Below are 16,776 nucleotides of genomic sequence, written 5' to 3'. Positions count from 1 at the left end.
TTTTGAAATGATATGTAGAATTGATGATACAATTTTTATAAAAATTGATTTAAAACGTTATAAAACGATTTAGTTATTAGTTGAATGTAGGTATTTTTTTGATGAGAAATAGAAACAAATTGAAGAAATATTGATACAAATTGATTGAATAGTCCTTCCCAAAATCGTTCATATTTGATACATAATAATTCAGGTAGAAGAAAAATACCTAATTAGTAACTAACCAAATAACCTAATTTTATGAAAAAAACTTTATCCTCTTCCGGAGGGGAAGCTATGAATTCTTCGTGGCGTTCGCCTCAAAAAAACGGTTTTAATAAGTATAATTTTTCCCTTATTGGAAGTTGCCTCTTATTTTTGTTATTCTCCATTAATTTTCAAGCCTTAGCTCAAACCGTAATTACCGGAACTGTAGCTGATGAAAAAGGAGAAAAAATTGCAGGAGCAAGTGTTAAGGTAAAAAACGCCACAACAGTTACCAGTACTAATGAATCTGGTGATTTTAAAATTACCGTTCAAGATAAAAATGCAGTATTGGTAATTGCATTTGTGGGTTACAATTCTCTTGAGTATCCTTTAAATGGTTCGAGTAATGTGCGCATCAGATTAGTTCCATCTACAAGCGATTTAAATGATGTTATTGTTGTAGGTTACGGTACACAAAAAAGAGAATCGATAACCGGAGCTGTTGCAACAATTACCAGTAAAGATTTTGAGCGTGTTCATGGTGGCGCAACAGTGAGTACTGGTTTAGCTGGTAAACTTCCTGGTGTTTCTTTCAGAATGCCAGATGGCAGACCAGGAGCAAGTGCAAATATTCAAATTAGAAACATGGGCGATCCGCTTTATGTTATTGATGGAATACAGCAAGATGCAGGTCAGTTTAATAACATTTCGCCTAACGATATTGAAAGTATAACGGTTTTAAAAGATGCATCGGCTGCGATTTATGGTAGCCGTTCTGCTAATGGTGTAATCATTGTAACCACCAAGCGTGGTGTAAATAGTACCAGAAATACTTTTAGTGTTGATGCTTACACAGGTTGGCAAAATTGGGTACGCTTTCCGGAAACCACAGATGCTTATACCTACATGTTAGGTAAAGCTACTGCTGAATTAAATGGCACCGGAACAACAGCAATTACCCAAGCCGAGCTTGATAAATGGAAAGCCGGAACAGAGTATGGTTATCAAAGCCAAAATTGGAAGGACATTATTATAGCGCCAAATGCACCTCAGTATTCTGTAAACCTTAATGCATCTGGCGGAACAGATAAATTAACCTATTACATTTCTGCTACGCGTTTAGACCAAAAAGGTGTTTACGGTACCGCCAGAGAATTTGAATTTAACAGAACCAACATTCAAAGTAATGTTTCGGCAAAAATTACCGACCGTTTTAAAGTAAGTATGCTAATGAACGGTAGGATAGAAACCCGAGACCAGCCGGGTGTTCCAGGAGGTGATGACTACTTTGCAGCAAGATTTGCTTTACTACGCAATCGCCCAACAGAGCAGGCTTATGCGAATGGAAATCCACTTTATCCGAACGACATTGGCCATAATACCGAGCAATTTGCCGTACAAAGCAAAGCGCTAACAGGTTACTGGCGCTCTGATTGGCGTGTTTTGCAAACTAATTTAACTGCAGATTACGATACACCTATAAAAGGTTTAAGTGTAAAAGGTTTATACTCATATTATATTGCTGATAACGTAATTAATGGTCACGAATATACTTACGATGTTTACACCTATCGCCCCGAAACCGGTATTTATGAGAAAAAAGTAGGTAGCTCAAATCCATATCGCGAGAGAAGAAATGAGAAGGTAATAACGAATACTTATCAGCTTCATGCAAATTACAACCGAACTTTTGGTAAGCATACAGTTGGTGCATTATTGTTAGCAGAGCGATTAGACCGTTTCCGTACTTACACTTTCCAACACGCTGTTCCAAAAACCAATGTTTTACCAGTTTTGCAATTCGCAGATTTAGATGGACAGGATTATACAGACCAGCAACAGGAAGAAGCTCGTATTGGTTATGTAACCCGTATTAACTATAATTTCGACAATAAATATTATTTCGAATTTTCTGGCAGACGTGATGCATCATGGAAATTTTCACCAGATCGCCGTGTAGGTTATTTCCCTTCGGCATCTATTGGATGGAGAATCACTCAGGAAAATTTCATGAAAAAATTATTGGGCGAAAACAGCATATTAACTGATTTCAAATTTAGAGGTTCTTATGGCGTACTTGGCGATGATAACATCAATATTGATCCTTTTGCTTACTTACCAGGCTATACTTACAACGTTGGTACAGCTATTTTAGATGGACAAACTATTGTTACGTCAAGGGATAAAGGACCGATAATTAACAATTTAAGTTGGTTTAAAAGTAAAATCGCAGATATTGGTGCCGATTTCTCATTATTTGGTGGCAAGTTAAGCGGTTCGGCAGATTATTTCTATCGTAAACGTACTGGCTTGAGGGGTACTAAAAATGATATATTGGTTCCTGTTGAGTTAGGCTACAATTTAAGTGATGAAAACATTAACAGCGATGCACAATATGGCGGTGAGTTTATGCTTAGCTACCGAAATAAAATTGGCGAACTGAATTATAATGTTAGCGGTAATGCTGCGCTTTCCAGAAGTAAATTTTTAGATTCTTACAAACCTCGCTTTAATAACTCAATCGACCAGTATCGTAATTCAAGAGAAAACAGATATAATAATATTTTCTGGGGTTACGAAGTTACAGGTCAGTTTCAAAGTGTAGAAGAAATTAACAATTCGAAGGTTAATATGGATGGCCGCGGTAACCGTACTTTACTACCGGGCGATTTAATTTATAAAGATCAGAATGGTGATGGTGTTATTGATGGTTTGGATGAGCGTCCGATTGGTTATACAACAACTGGTCAGCCAAATTTGATGTTTGGTTTCTCTATCGGTCTATCTTACAAAGGATTTGATTTTGTAGCCGATTTCTCTGGCGGTTCAATGTACTCATGGAATCAAAACTGGGAGCAAAGATGGCCGTTTCAAAATGGTGGTGCATTATTGCAAAACTTTGCCGATGATAGCTGGCACAGAGCTAATCCATACGATTTGAACAGTCAGTGGCTTCCAGGAAAATATCCTGCAATGAGGTATAACGATAATTCATTAAGTAACTATAATAAGAACTCAACCTTTTGGTTGCATAATGTTACTTATTTAAGAGCTCGTACCATAGAATTAGGATATACCATTCCGAAAAAATGGTCGGAGAAAATTAAAATTCAAAATGCCAGAGTTTATGTAAATGGATACAACTTATTCTCTTTAGATAATCTAAAAAGCTACGGAGTAGATCCTGAAATTGCTGATGATAATGGTTTACAATACCCTCAGAACAAGTTTGTTAATGTAGGCTTTAAATTATCTCTATAAACTTCAAATCGAATACAATGAAAAAATTTATATATACATTATCTACCATTGCGTTATTATCCTTTTCGCAATCGTGTAAAAAAGATTCAGAGTTTTTAAATAAGCAGCCTACCAATACATTAAGTGTAGATGCAACATGGAAAGATGCTAGTCTTGTACTTTCGGTAATGGGCGATTTATATGATCGTTTTCCCGATTTTCAAAGGGTAGAATCGTGGTGGCTTTATGCTGATTTTGATGAAGGTTTTGGATCTGCCGGAGGCGATTATTTCCGCCATCAAAACATAGAATATAACTACGATTCGTGGAATTACTGGGATTATGGTTACATCCGGGATATTAATTTGTTTATCAAACGTGGGATGGAGCCAAATGCTTTATCAACAGCCGATAGAGATAGATTTATTGCCGAGGCAAGATTTATCCGTGCAGGAGTTTATTTTGAAATGGTTAAAAGAATGGGCGGCGTGCCAATTATAACCGAAGTTTTAGAATACGATTACAGCGGCGACCCAACTTATTTACAGCGTGCTCGTGCAAAAGAATCAGAAGTTTACGATTTTGTAATCTCTGAGTTGGAAGCTATAAAAGGCATTTTACCAAATGCTGCAAATGTACAAAGTCGTGCAAGTAAAGCAGCAGCATTGGCAATGGAATCAAGGGCAGCACTTTACGCAGCCTCAATTGCAAAATATGGTGCATCAACACCTTCTGTTTCACTGGCAGGTGGCGAAGTTGGCATTCCAGCTACAATGGCACAGGCTTATTACAAAAAATCTTTAGATGCAGCTAAAGAAATTATTGCTGATGGTAAATATTCTTTATACAACAAGAATCCAAATTTATCCGAAAACTTTGCTTCATTATTTACAGACAAAGGAAATAATACGGAAATGATTTTTGTAAAGGATTTTAAGCTTAAAACAAATAAAGTTCATGGTTATACAATTGATAATCAACCTCGTTCATCTGCTGAAGAACAACAAGGTGGTCGATTGAATCCATCTTTAAATCTCGTTCAATCATTCGAAAAATTAGATAACACTTTTGCCTCTTTACCTAATGTTGATGCAGCTGGAAATACGCTTTACTATACTAATATCGGCGATATATTCTTAGGTAGAGATGCCCGATTAGCAGGGACTGTTATTTTGCCGGGTTCTCAATTCAAGGGTAAAACTGTAGATATTTGGGCCGGCTACCAACTTGCTAGCGGAAGCACTGTAACTGGAGATAACTTCGGACAAATTAAAACCAATGTTTTACCAGGTAATGCAGGTGCAGTACAAGTTGTAGGTGGCGATGGACCAATTGATGGACTTGAGTTTAGCGCACAATCGGGTTTTTACGTTCGTAAATTCTTAGATCCTGCTGCGGGTTCTGGACAAATTGGAACCAGGAGCGAGGTTTGGTGGGTACGTTACCGCTATGGCGAAGTATTGCTAAATGCCGCAGAAGCAAGCTTTGAAATGGGCGATGCAGCGGGAGCAGCTTCATACTTAAAGCCGGTTAGAGATCGTGCTGGTTTAACTACCGCACTTTCAGGAACTCAGATCACTTTCGACCGCATTGTACACGAGCGTAAAGTTGAGTTAGCTTTTGAAGGTCACGAGCTTTGGGATTTGAAAAGATGGAGATTAGCCGATAAGGTTTGGAATGGTAATGCAATGAGCACAGCCGATTTTACAAACGCTAGTAACATCGGTTCGTCTACCAAACAAAGTACTCAGGTTTTCGGCTTGTGGCCATATAAGTATTACAATCCGGGCGATGCTAACCATAATAAATATGTTTTCAAAGTAGTAAAGCCAAGCCGCGTAACAGCAGCACACCGTTTCCGCTTTGGAAATTATTATTCATTAATCAATCAGGATATCATAAACAGAAATCCGAAGATTGTTAGAAATCCAAATCAATAGTATGTTACCAAGATATATAGATATGAAAACCAGATATTTTTTAGCCATAGCACTAATGGTTGCAGTGTTTGTTAGTTCTTGTAAAAAAGATAACTACGATGCCCCTGAAGTTGATTTTAACGGTAGGCTTGTGTACAAAGGCGAAGCCATAAATGTGCAATACGGAAACGTAAACTTCGAATTGTGGCAGCCCGGTTTCGGTAATAACGGAGCAATTAACGTAAACGTTAATCAAGAAGGTGGCTTTTCTTCAAAGTTGTTTAACGGTAATTACAAGCTAGTTTTTTCTGCTAATCAAGGTCCGTTTTTGTGGCCTAAAAATGCAGCAGGCAGACAAGATACTATTCAGCTAAACCTTAACGGCAATAAAACAATGGATATCGAAGTTGTGCCTTATTACATGATTAGAAATGGTGTTTTAACAGCAGCGGCTGGTAAAGTAAACGCAAGTTGCAGACTAGAAAAGATTATAACCGATGCCAATGCAAGAAATGTTGAAAGTGTTAGCCTTTATGTAAATAAAACACAATTTGTAGATGGTTCTAACAGCCTAGCAACGCAAACATTAACAGGAGCAGCAATAGCTGATTTAAATAATTTAAATATGACTGTTAACATTCCAACAATTGTACCTACCCAAAACTATGTTTTTGCCCGTATCGGTGTGAAAATAGCTGGAGTAGAAGATTTAATATTTACACCCGTTTCCAAATTAACATTTTAATTTTCTCTTTAGGCCATCCGGTATTACGGATTTATTTTGCAGATTTAGCGGTTGCAGAATTCCATAAATCCGGATGGCCTTTTTAATTTAATACTATCTTATAAAAAGATTCCCGTCATTCCTATGCCTTTTTTTCCCGTTCACTTACATCATTTATATTGATACGTTATGTTGAAATTTTGAAACAATGCAAGTCGCTATTCCGTACAAAAAACCTTTGTTTTGAAAATGATGATTTTTTAATTGTCATGCTAGATGTGATACACTCAGAGTATCCTTCAGAACCAAATAATTATGAGCAGATTTCTTTCACCGGGCATTCTTCGAAAGTCACAACATCTTGAATCTCGAAATTTCAGTCTTAATCTGGATATCTAAAAATATATCATTCAATCTATTCTTAACAATACACAAAAATGAAAATGAAAACTTATGTATTAGCCGCCCTGTTTTTTATGTCGGGTATTGGCGTTGTTTCAGCACAAAAAAATAAAAAAGAGCCAGGTAAAATTTGGTCAGTAGAAAAAGCTAATGAATGGTATAAAAACCACAAATGGTTGACTGGCGCAAATTATATTCCTGCAAATGCTATTAATCAGTTAGAAATGTGGCAGGCAGATACATTTAGTCCTGAAGTTATTGATAAAGAATTAGGATGGGCAGAAGGTTTAGGTTTCAATACTTTGAGAGTGTTTTTATACAGCAAAGCTTATAAACAAGATCCAGAAGGCTTTTTGAAACGTGTTGATCAGTTTTTAACCATCACCGAAAAACATAAAATTACACCGATGTTTGTGTTTTTTGATGATTGCTGGAATAAAACATCGGAAATGGGAAAACAGCCGGCGCCAAAAACCGGTATCCATAACTCTGGTTGGTTACAAGATCCGGGCGACCCCGCATCAAAAGAAGAAGCAAACTTTGCCGAACTTGAAGTTTATGTAAAAGCGGTATTAAATAAATTTGCTAACGATAAACGCATATTACTTTGGGATTTATACAATGAGCCTGGAAATAGCGGAAAGCTAGAAACCACAATTCCGTTGCTTAACAAAACGATAGAGTGGGCAAGGGCAGTAAATCCAAGTCAGCCGATTAGTATTGGTTTATGGAACTGGGGTTACGAAAAACTGAATAAAATTCAAATCGGAAATTCTGATATTGTAACCTACCATAATTACGAAGCACCTGAATGGCATCAGCGTACAATAGATTTGTTAAAGTCAATAGGTCGACCACTTATCTGTACCGAATATATGGCCAGAAATCGCAATAGCCGTTTCTCAAACATTCTTCCTTTGCTTAAAAAAGAAAATGTTGGCGCAATTAACTGGGGTTTTGTTGATGGAAAAACAAATACAAAATTTGCCTGGGATACTCCATTGGCTGATGGAAGTGAACCAATAGAATGGTTTCACGAAATTTACAATCCGGATGGTACTCCATATCGTAAAGATGAAGTAGATTTAATCAAAAAATTAAACGGAAAATAATCAGTTATGAAATCAAATATTTTAGTCGGACTATCATTAGTGATGCTTGCATGGGGTTGTAGTTCAGGAACAAGCGAAAAATCATCATTAGATTCTACCGATAAATCAACGCAGTTTACACTACTAGCAGATTCATTTAAAAGTACTTTAGATGGAAAGCAGACCGCACTTTACCTTCTTAAAAATAAGAATGGGATGGAAGCTACATTTACAAACTATGGTGGGCGTTTGGTTAGTTTAAACGTTCCTGATTCTGCAGGTAAGTTTGTAGATGTTGTTGTTGGCTTTAAAAGCCTTAATGATTACAAAAACTCAACTGAACCATATTTCGGAGCAACAATTGGCCGATTTGGTAATCGCATTGCGAAAGGAAAGTTTGTGTTAGATGGCAAAACCTACACACTTTTTACCAACAATGGAATTAACACCCTTCATGGTGGCAAAAAAGGATTTCAATATGTTGTTTGGGATGCAAGTCAGCCAAATCCTCAAACTTTGGTTTTAACTTATAAAGCTAAAGACATGGAAGAAGGTTTTCCGGGCAATATGGACATAAAAGTAACTTATGCTTTAACGGATGACAACGAATTAAAGATGGATTACGAAGCCACAACTGATAAGAAAACGATTGTGAATTTAACCAATCATGCTTTTTTCAACCTAAATGGAGAAGGTAGCGGAACAATTTTAAAACACAATGTAGAAATATTTGCAAATGAATATACTCCTGTGGATTCTACATTAATTCCTTTAGGAAAAATTGCAACAGTTAGCGGAACACCTTTCGATTTTAGAAAGCCAACAGCAATTGGCGAACGCATAGAAGCTAAAAATGAGCAACTTACTTTTGGAAAAGGATATGATCATAATTATGTTTTGAATAAAACCAAGGGTTTGGGGATGTATCATGCAGCAACGGTTAAAGGAGATTTATCAGGAATTGTAATGGATATTTATACGCAAGAGCCAGGCTTACAGTTTTATAGTGGAAATTTTATGCAGAGTAAAAATACTTTTAAAACTGGAAGCAAAGATGATTTTAGAACCGCTTTTGCAATGGAAACACAACATTTTCCTGATGCTCCGAATCAACCAACATTTCCATCAACAGTTTTAGAGCCAGGCAAAACTTATAAAACCAGCTCGATTTATAAATTTTCCAAATAATTTTAATGGAAGTGAAAATCACAACTTGTAAATTAATATCAGGTGCTTTTAAAAATTCAAGAAAGATTTAAAGAAAAATTTGGTGGCGAGGCAATAACTGTACGTTCGCCTGGCCGTATAAATTTAATTGGTGAGCATACCGATTATAATGGTGGTTTTGTTTTACCAGCTGCGATTGATAAATATGCTTATGTAGCCGTATCTCACAGAAGAGATAATTTAATTCATCTATATTCTGAAAGTTATCAGGAATTTCATAATTCTGATGTTAATCAACTTGAAACATCAGAAAAGGGATGGCCAAATTACGTTTTAGGCGTTGTAGATCAATTCGTTAAAAAAGGTTATCAAATTAATGGGTTTAATCTTTATTTGGATGGAGATATCCCTACAGGTGCAGGATTATCATCTTCGGCCGCTGTAGAATGCGCAACTGCTTATGCTTTAGCTAAGTTGTTTAACATCAATATCGATAGGATGGAACTTGCTTTGCTCGCTCAAAAAGCAGAGCACGTTTTTGCAGGCGTTCGATGCGGAATTATGGATCAGTTTGCATCCGTTTTTGGTAAAGAAGATCATGTGGTTAAGCTAGATTGTAACACACTTGATTATAAGTATGTTCCGTTAAATTTAGAAGGTTATCAATTGGTTCTGCTCAACTCGAATGTAAAACACAAATTAGCAGAATCGGCATATAATGATAGAAGAAGCCAGTGTGAGCAAGGTTTAAAATGGGTGCAAGAACATCATCCTGAAATTAATACTATAAGCGAGGCTACTGTAGCGCAACTGAAAAAATATGTTTTACCAAAGGATGAAAATGTTTATCGTAAATGTAACTACATATTGGCTGAAAATGCTCGTTTGGAGGGTGTAATTGAAGATTTAAAAAGTGGCGACTCGAAAGCTTTGGGAGAGAAATTGTATCAAACGCATCAAGGCTTAAGCGAAGAATATGAAGTAAGCTGTAAAGAGTTAGATTTTTTAGTTAACAAAACGAAGCAATTACCCCAAGTTTTAGGGGCAAGAATGATGGGTGGGGGCTTTGGTGGTTGTACCATAAATCTTGTTGCAAATGATTTTATTAGCGATTTCGAACAGATTATGAAAACTGCTTACGATAGCAAATTCGAACACCAGCTTTCTGTTTATGCTGTAAATATTTCTTCAGGAACATCAGAATTAAAAGCAGAAGAGAAATTGAAAATTCACGAAGTTTAAAAGTAATTTCAATTATATTTAAACAATAATCAAATATTAAATCATGCCAAATAAATGAACAATTCACTCTTATCAACAAACGATTACATTATTTTCCTCGTCTATTTTATAATCGTATCCGCTTACGGTATTTACATTTATAAAAAGAAAAAATCTGCCGAAGGTGGTTCAAAAGATTATTTCCTTGCTGAAGGTTCGTTAACCTGGTGGGCAATTGGTGCTTCTTTAATTGCCTCAAACATTTCCGCCGAGCAGATGATTGGCATGAGCGGTTCTGGCTTTAAATTAGGCTTAGCAATTTCAGCTTACGAATGGATGGCTGCTGCAACTTTAATTATTGTTGCGGTGTTTTTTATGCCTGTATATCTTAAAAACAAGATATTTACCATGCCTCAGTTTTTAAGTCAACGATATAATGATAAAGTAGCCATGATTATGGCTATTTTTTGGCTGATGCTATACATCGTTGTTAACTTAATGTCGATATTGTATTTGGGTGCACTTGCAATCAGCGGTATCTCAGGTTTCAGTATCACATTTTGTATTCTTGCTCTTGCGGTTTTTGCTGTTGTTATCACTTTAGGCGGCATGAAGGTAATAGGTTATACCGATGTTATTCAGGTTTTTTTCTTAGTGCTTGGTGGATTGGTAGCAACTTATATTGCGTTAAATTTAATCTCCGGCGGACAAGGAATTACAAAAGGATTCAGTATGCTTCAAGCAGGCGCATCAGAGCATTTTCACCTGATATTTAAAAAAGACAATCCAAATTATATTGATTTACCAGGCTTAAGTGTGCTTATTGGTGGTATGTGGATAGCTAATTTAAGCTACTGGGGCTGTAATCAATACATTACTCAAAGAGCCTTGGGTGCATCACTACCTACTGCAAGAGCAGGATTGTTATTTGCTGCATTGTTAAAAATGTTAATGCCGGTTATTGTTGTGGTTCCTGGAGTTGCAGTTTACTACATCATTAAAAATAACGTTGGTGGCATCAGTCCAGATCATTTGTTAACATCATCGGGTGTGCAAGATCCTAATAAAGCTTATCCTGCATTGCTTACGCTTCTACCATCAGGCTTAAAAGGCCTTTCTTTTGCTGCTTTAACGGCTGCGATTGTTGCATCACTAGCGGGTAAAGCAAACAGTATTGCTACAATTTTTACGTTAGATATTTACAAAAAAGCATTTAACCAAAACGCAAGCGAAACAAGATTGGTAAATGTTGGTAAAATCAGCGTTGTTGTTTCAGTGTTTTTAGCTGTTGCTTTATCTTTCGTTGTTGGAGAGGCTTTAATGGGAGAAGGTAAGCAAGGTTTTCAATACATTCAGGAATACACTGGTTTTGTTTCTCCTGGTATTTTTGCCATGTTCATTTTTGGTTTCTTTTGGAAAAAAACAACTTCAAATGCTGCTCTATTTGCCACAATTGGTGGTTTTATTACTTCAGTAATTCTAAAGTTTTTACCTCGTTGGGTAGATTTATCAGGCTTGTATAATTTTGGTTGGGCGGTAAAAAATGGCGATGGCATTTACGAAATTCCATTTATGGATAGAATGCTTATCGTATTTGCAGTTTGTGCCCTTGGTATGTATATCATCAGTATTTACGAAAACAAAAAAGGTATTGTACCTAAAGGACTAGAAATTGAAACTAAAATGTTTAAAACAAACTGGAGTTTTGCAATTGGGGCAATTTTAACCATTGCACTCATCACAGTGCTTTACACCATTTATTGGTAAAATCAATTTAAGATAAGAAAGCCTTGGTTTTGCCAAGGCTTTTTATTTTAGTCTATGATGCTTTTTAAGTAATAGATTTACCGTATTCAAAAGTTTTTCAAAAGAGATGGGTTTAAGTACAAATGCATCGCAATCTGCATGAAAAGCTTCTATGGCATATTTTTCATATGCAGTAATGAAGATTAAGAACTGAACTTTATCTCTTAGTAAACTGGCTGTTTCAATCCCATTTAAAACCTGCATACTAATGTCCAGAAAAAGGAAATCAATTCTGGTATTCGTGCTGTTTATAAAGTTTATACCATCAACAGGTTTTAAAAAAGATGCTACCAGCTTTAATTTTCTAACAGCTGAGACATAATCGCTAATTTGAAAAAGCACATGTGGCTCATCATCAATTACTACACAGTTGTAAGCTTTTTTATTTTTACTGTTCTTATCTAAGAGCTGTTTCATTTACCATTTGAGGATAATAATATATTAAAACCCTAAAAAATGACAAAAAGTTCTAAGAATTTTTATTGAAATCTGGTAGTCAGCTGCGGTACAGATATTCGTCCGATTCTTTAAAAGATGAAACGAAACACTATCCTAATTATTGATTTGCCGAATTTTCAGGCTGCCTTTTAAAATATAACCAAAATGCTATGCCCCAAATTACAACAATTGTTGCAATACCTAGTTCCGGGTCGGCTATATTTAACGAAAGAAACATAAAGCCCAAAGATATCAGGGCTGCTACAAAGAAAATGCTAATATTTTTCATAACTTTCTGATTAATTGGTGGTTGATGCTTAAAAATATGGATTTTTATTGATAAATCCTAATGTAGAGGATTGATAATTTGTAGAAAATGATTTTTTAGGGTCTTATTTCGGTTTTTATTTAATGTTTTTAATTAAAATGATAGCCTTGTTGCTGCTTAAATTGCTTTAAAGTAAATTTTATTCAATTAATTACTAAATCATCAAAAATAAAAATGAATACACTGAACACGAATTAGCAACGATAAATTCATATTGTTCAGAAAATTGAATGATGCCTTTATCTTTTGTAAAAAATTGATATTGAATTACTTGTGTTGATTGTTGTTGCTCTTACTTTTTTAAAATAAAAATACTTCAATCCATTATCATTCTAAATTCTGAAAAGCATCAATTTTAAGATTTGTATGGTATGGAAATATTAGATACATTTCGAGTATTATAACAATCTCTTATTGCGAAAAAGATAGATATTTGTTATATTAACTAATCATTCCTATAATCCTTTGATAACATAATGCCGGATACTTTTTATTCAGCTATTTTTAACTCAATTACTGAGCCCTCACTGATTTTGAAATTTTCAGAAGACAGTGTTGAAGTTATTGATGTATCTGTTAGTTTCACAAATTTCTTCAATTTAGAAAAGCACGATGTTGTTGGTAAGCCTCTAGATATATTATGCTCACTTTACAAGTTAAAGCCCAGTCAATTAAATATTTTCAAAGATAAACTTGTTGAAGCGGTTACTTCTGATTCGGCTGTAAGTTTCAATTTCTACTGCGAAGAAGAAAAAAAGCAACTAAATATTGAATTTTGTAAACCATTCTATCTAAATAATGAGTGCTTAATTCTCAATAAATTTTGGCTAAGCGCTGCCGAAAGCGCAACGTTACCTAAGAGTATTGATGAGCAAACATTTAAGCTTTTGGTTCAGGAAGGAATGGACATGATTGCCGTACTTGATAAATCAGGTAATTATCAATATGTAAGCCCAACTTCTTTTAATATTTTAGGTTTAGCACCCGATTTTTTCATAGGCAAAAATGCTTTCGATTTTATAAACCCAGAAGATGCTAAAAGTGTTGAATCTATTTTATTAAGCATTAATCCTGGAGATACTCGAACATTACCACCATTTCGGTTTGTTGATAGCGATGGAAATTACAGGTGGATTGAAACTGTACTTACTGATTTAACAAATGAGCCGAGTGTTTTAGGTATTGTGGCCAATTCCAGAGATATTACAGAGCGTATAAATGTTCAAAACGAAATATTACTTGCAAATGAACGATATAAATATGTAACTAAAGCTACTGCTGAAGCAATTTGGGACTGGGACATTGCAACCAATTCACTTTATTGGGGAGAAGGATTTTCAACACTTTTCGGGTATAGTGAGGCCGAGTTAAAAAGCGATATGGATATCTGGGCCGTAAAAATTCATCCAGAAGACCATAAAAGAGTTGTTAAAGGCTTGGATGATGTTATAGAAAAAGGAAGTCATCATTGGAAAGATGAGTATAGAATGGAGCGAAGTGATGGTTCTTATGCTACTGTTATCGATAATGGATTTGTGATTTTCAATTCGGAGGGTAAAGCAATTCGAGTTGTAGGTGCAATTCAAGATATTTCTAAACGCAAAGACGAAGAACAACAACTAGAACTATTAGAATCTGTTGTATTAAACACAACCGATTCTGTAGTAATTACCAGATACAATCCTGATGAAAATCCAATTAGCAAAATTGTTTATGTTAATGATGCTTTTACTGAAATGACGGGTTATAGCCTGGATGAGATAAGAACAAGCTCTCCCCGTATTTTAGAAGGTCCTCGTACTGATCAAGACGAAGTATCGAGGGTGATTTCTGAATTGGTAGAAGGTAAACCTGTAGAGGCGACATTAATAAATTACAAAAAAAATGGCGATGAATTTTGGACAAACTTTTCAGTAACACCAATTGCTGATGAAAAAGGTAAGTTTAATCGTTGGATTTCCATACAAAGAGATGTTACAAGTACTAAAATAGAAGCAATTAGAGATAAGTTGTTATCAGAGATTGGTTTGCTTTTTAATCAGCATTCTGATTTAAAAACGATAATGTACAAAGTATTATCAGCCGTAAGTAAGTGCGGTAATTTTTGTATTGCCGAAGCTTGGTTGCCTGATAATGAGCATAAAGAGCTTGTTTTGTTTTCTTACATTGTAGCTGATGAGCAAATTGCAGAATTTTACGATAGCACGAAAAGCCACAGAAAAGCTGCAAGAGGAGAAGGGCTTGCTGGTAAGGTTTGGGATAAAGATAAAATGGTTTCCTGGAGACTCGAAGAGGAATCAAATAACATTATTCGTTTAGCTGCGGCGAAAAAAGCCGGGTTAAAAACTGCTTTTGGTTTACCGATGATAGATAATGGCGTGCTAGTTGGCGTACTAATTTTAGCAGGAAGAGAGCAGCACCGTTTAGAAGGTATGGCTGTGCTATCAAGTGATTTTGCTGAACAATTAGGAATTGAGGTTAGCCGAAAACAACTAGAGCAGGAATTGACCGAAATTTTTACTTTCGCACCTGATATTTTAGCAATCATTAACAAAAATGGTTTCTTTACAAAGATAAATCCCGCTGCCGGAGAATTGCTTGGTTACACTGAGGCAGAGCTTTTAAAATACCCATCAAGGTCTTTCGTTCATCATGAAGATAGAAAGCAAACGGTAAAAATTATAAAAAACTTAAGTGCCGGTGGCGAGGCCAATAATTTTGAGAACAGATTTATAACAAAAAGTGGCCAGGTTAAATGGTTATCGTGGACTGCCAATGCAGTTTCTAACGAGGGTTCTATTTTTGCAGTAGCCAAAGATATAACCGAGAAGAAAATTTTAGAAGAACTGCTTATAAAAACTAATAGCCTTGCTCGTGTAGGTAGTTGGGAAATAGATTTAGCTAACAAGTGGATTTTTTGGTCGGATATAACGAGAGAAATTCATGAAGCACCATCTTATTTTCAGCCTGATTTAATAAATAGTACAGACCACTTTAAACAAGGAAAGAACAGGACATTAATCGAAAGAAAATTTCAGGAGTGTATTAATTTTGGGCAGCCATGGGACGAGGAAGTAGAAATAGAAACTTTTAAAGGCAACTATAAGTGGGTAAGAACAATTGGGCAAGCCGAAATAGTTAACGATAAATGTACCCGCATTTTTGGTAGTGTGCAAGATATTGATGACAGGAAAAAAGCCGAATTGCTGAATAAGAAAATTCAAATTGAAGTTGCCGAATCTGAAAAAAGATATAGTGAATTGTTTCATTTTTCTCCATTACCAATGTGGGTTTACGATTATGAAACGTTAATGTTTTTAGATGTTAATCTGGCTGCAGAAAATAATTATGGATACAGCAGGGATGAATTTTTATCGATGAACCTAAGAGATATTAGGCCCGATTCTGAATTACTTTATTTAGAGAATACCCTTCATTTAACTAAATACAATAAAAGTCTGTTTCACCAAGGTATTTTTAAACATAAAACCAAAAGTGGAGATATTCTTGATGTTGACGTAAAAAGCAACTTAATGGAATACAAGGGTAGAAAGGCAAAGTTAGTTGTTGCTACAAATATTACGAGTCAGTTAAAACATATAAGTTCAATCGAACAAAAAAATGCGCAGTTAAAAGAAATCGCATGGATTCAATCGCATACTGTTCGGGCCCCGTTGGCTAGAATTATGGCGTTAATTCAACTTATAGATATGGGTAAAGAACAGCCAAAACTCTCATTCGAAGAAATTATTCAACACATTAAACAATCAGCTAACGAATTAGATAACATTATCAGAGAAATTAGTGCAAAATCTGATAAAGCGGAAAGTGAAAGCTATGAATAGAAAAATATTAGTGATTGATGATGACCCGCTTATTTTGATGATTCATGAAGCGGTTTTAGAAACACAGGAATTAGCCTGTAGTTCAGAATTTTTTGATGATGCCGGCGAAGCCATAAATTTTATGGAAAGAGGGGATAATGTCAATACTCAATTTTTGCTTCTACTAGATATTAATATGCCAATTATTAGTGGTTGGGATTTGCTCGAAGAAATTCAGGATTCTTCTTTGCAGGGAAATGTTGCAGTGGTTATGGTAACATCATCAGTAAACGAAGGAGATAGATTAAAGGCGGGAAAATACAGCAATGTTGTAGGTTTTATTAGCAAGCCATTAAAAGATTCTGATTTTGACCAATTAAAATCGATAGAAAAGTTAATTCCATTCTTCAAAAACTAATGTTCGAACTCA

Annotated in this window: 11 protein-coding genes; 9 read left to right on the top strand and 2 right to left on the bottom strand. The window is 35.4% G+C overall.

What is annotated here, in order from left to right:
- Positions 1–240: 240 nt before the first annotated feature.
- The 7 genes from ACO05K_RS09435 to ACO05K_RS09405 all read left to right on the top strand — a co-directional run bounded on the left by ACO05K_RS09435 (position 241) and on the right by ACO05K_RS09405 (position 11,717).
- A complete protein-coding gene (locus tag ACO05K_RS09435; protein WP_421944192.1) occupies positions 241–3,447 on the top strand; it encodes a SusC/RagA family TonB-linked outer membrane protein in 3,207 nt (1,068 codons plus the stop codon).
- Positions 3,448–3,464: 17 nt separating this feature from the next.
- Positions 3,465–5,366, top strand: coding sequence for a RagB/SusD family nutrient uptake outer membrane protein (locus ACO05K_RS09430; RefSeq protein WP_421944191.1), 1,902 nt, complete (start codon positions 3,465–3,467; stop codon positions 5,364–5,366).
- A 1-nt stretch (position 5,367) separates the two neighbouring features.
- Positions 5,368–6,090, top strand: coding sequence for a DUF3823 domain-containing protein (locus tag ACO05K_RS09425; protein WP_421944190.1), 723 nt, complete (start codon positions 5,368–5,370; stop codon positions 6,088–6,090).
- Positions 6,091–6,512: 422 nt separating this feature from the next.
- Positions 6,513–7,583, top strand: coding sequence for a glycoside hydrolase family 2 TIM barrel-domain containing protein (locus ACO05K_RS09420; protein WP_421944189.1), 1,071 nt, complete (start codon positions 6,513–6,515; stop codon positions 7,581–7,583).
- 6 nt (positions 7,584–7,589) lie between these two features.
- A complete protein-coding gene (locus tag ACO05K_RS09415) occupies positions 7,590–8,750 on the top strand; it encodes an aldose epimerase family protein (RefSeq protein WP_421944188.1) in 1,161 nt (386 codons plus the stop codon).
- Between the two features lie 42 nt (positions 8,751–8,792).
- Positions 8,793–9,971, top strand: a complete 1,179-nt coding sequence (locus ACO05K_RS09410; RefSeq protein WP_421944187.1) for a galactokinase — start codon at positions 8,793–8,795, stop codon at positions 9,969–9,971.
- A 54-nt stretch (positions 9,972–10,025) separates the two neighbouring features.
- Positions 10,026–11,717, top strand: a complete 1,692-nt coding sequence (locus ACO05K_RS09405) for a sodium:solute symporter family transporter (RefSeq protein ID WP_421944186.1) — start codon at positions 10,026–10,028, stop codon at positions 11,715–11,717.
- A gap of 42 nt (positions 11,718–11,759) precedes the next feature.
- Here the strand turns inward: ACO05K_RS09405 and ACO05K_RS09400 are convergent, their stop codons facing one another.
- Together ACO05K_RS09400 and ACO05K_RS09395 are read right to left on the bottom strand one after the other, a co-directional pair.
- Positions 11,760–12,173: a LytR/AlgR family response regulator transcription factor gene (locus ACO05K_RS09400; protein WP_421944185.1), complete on the bottom strand. Its 414-nt coding sequence runs from the start codon at positions 12,171–12,173 to the stop codon at positions 11,760–11,762.
- Between the two features lie 139 nt (positions 12,174–12,312).
- Entirely contained in the window at positions 12,313–12,483 is a 171-nt protein-coding gene (locus ACO05K_RS09395) for a hypothetical protein (protein WP_421944184.1), read from the bottom strand.
- A gap of 572 nt (positions 12,484–13,055) precedes the next feature.
- On the opposite strand from ACO05K_RS09395, the gene ACO05K_RS09390 reads away from it, so the two are divergent.
- Together ACO05K_RS09390 and ACO05K_RS09385 are read left to right on the top strand one after the other, a co-directional pair.
- Entirely contained in the window at positions 13,056–16,367 is a 3,312-nt protein-coding gene (locus tag ACO05K_RS09390) for a PAS domain S-box protein (protein WP_421944183.1), read from the top strand.
- On the top strand, positions 16,360–16,764 hold the full coding sequence (locus tag ACO05K_RS09385; protein ID WP_421944182.1) for a response regulator: 405 nt from the start codon (positions 16,360–16,362) through the stop codon (positions 16,762–16,764). Before ACO05K_RS09390 ends, ACO05K_RS09385 begins: the two co-directional genes overlap by 8 nt.
- The last annotated feature ends 12 nt before the right edge of the window (positions 16,765–16,776 follow it).

This window comes from Pedobacter sp., assembly GCF_965227205.1.
Taxonomy (GTDB): Bacteria; Bacteroidota; Bacteroidia; order Sphingobacteriales; family Sphingobacteriaceae; genus Pedobacter.
This window is presented reverse-complemented; position numbering and strand designations above follow the sequence as displayed.

Excerpts from the sequence above, each read along its gene's own strand:
- ACO05K_RS09415 (WP_421944188.1), top strand. The coding sequence starts at position 7,590 with ATGAAATCAAATATTTTAGTCGGACTATCATTAGTGATGCTTGCATGG.
- ACO05K_RS09405 (WP_421944186.1), top strand. The coding sequence starts at position 10,026 with ATGAACAATTCACTCTTATCAACAAACGATTACATTATTTTCCTCGTC.
- ACO05K_RS09425 (WP_421944190.1), top strand. The coding sequence starts at position 5,368 with ATGTTACCAAGATATATAGATATGAAAACCAGATATTTTTTAGCCATA.
- ACO05K_RS09395 (WP_421944184.1), bottom strand. The coding sequence starts at position 12,483 with ATGAAAAATATTAGCATTTTCTTTGTAGCAGCCCTGATATCTTTGGGC.
- ACO05K_RS09430 (WP_421944191.1), top strand. The coding sequence starts at position 3,465 with ATGAAAAAATTTATATATACATTATCTACCATTGCGTTATTATCCTTT.
- ACO05K_RS09435 (WP_421944192.1), top strand. The coding sequence starts at position 241 with ATGAAAAAAACTTTATCCTCTTCCGGAGGGGAAGCTATGAATTCTTCG.
- ACO05K_RS09385 (WP_421944182.1), top strand. The coding sequence starts at position 16,360 with ATGAATAGAAAAATATTAGTGATTGATGATGACCCGCTTATTTTGATG.
- ACO05K_RS09400 (WP_421944185.1), bottom strand. The coding sequence starts at position 12,173 with ATGAAACAGCTCTTAGATAAGAACAGTAAAAATAAAAAAGCTTACAAC.
- ACO05K_RS09420 (WP_421944189.1), top strand. The coding sequence starts at position 6,513 with ATGAAAACTTATGTATTAGCCGCCCTGTTTTTTATGTCGGGTATTGGC.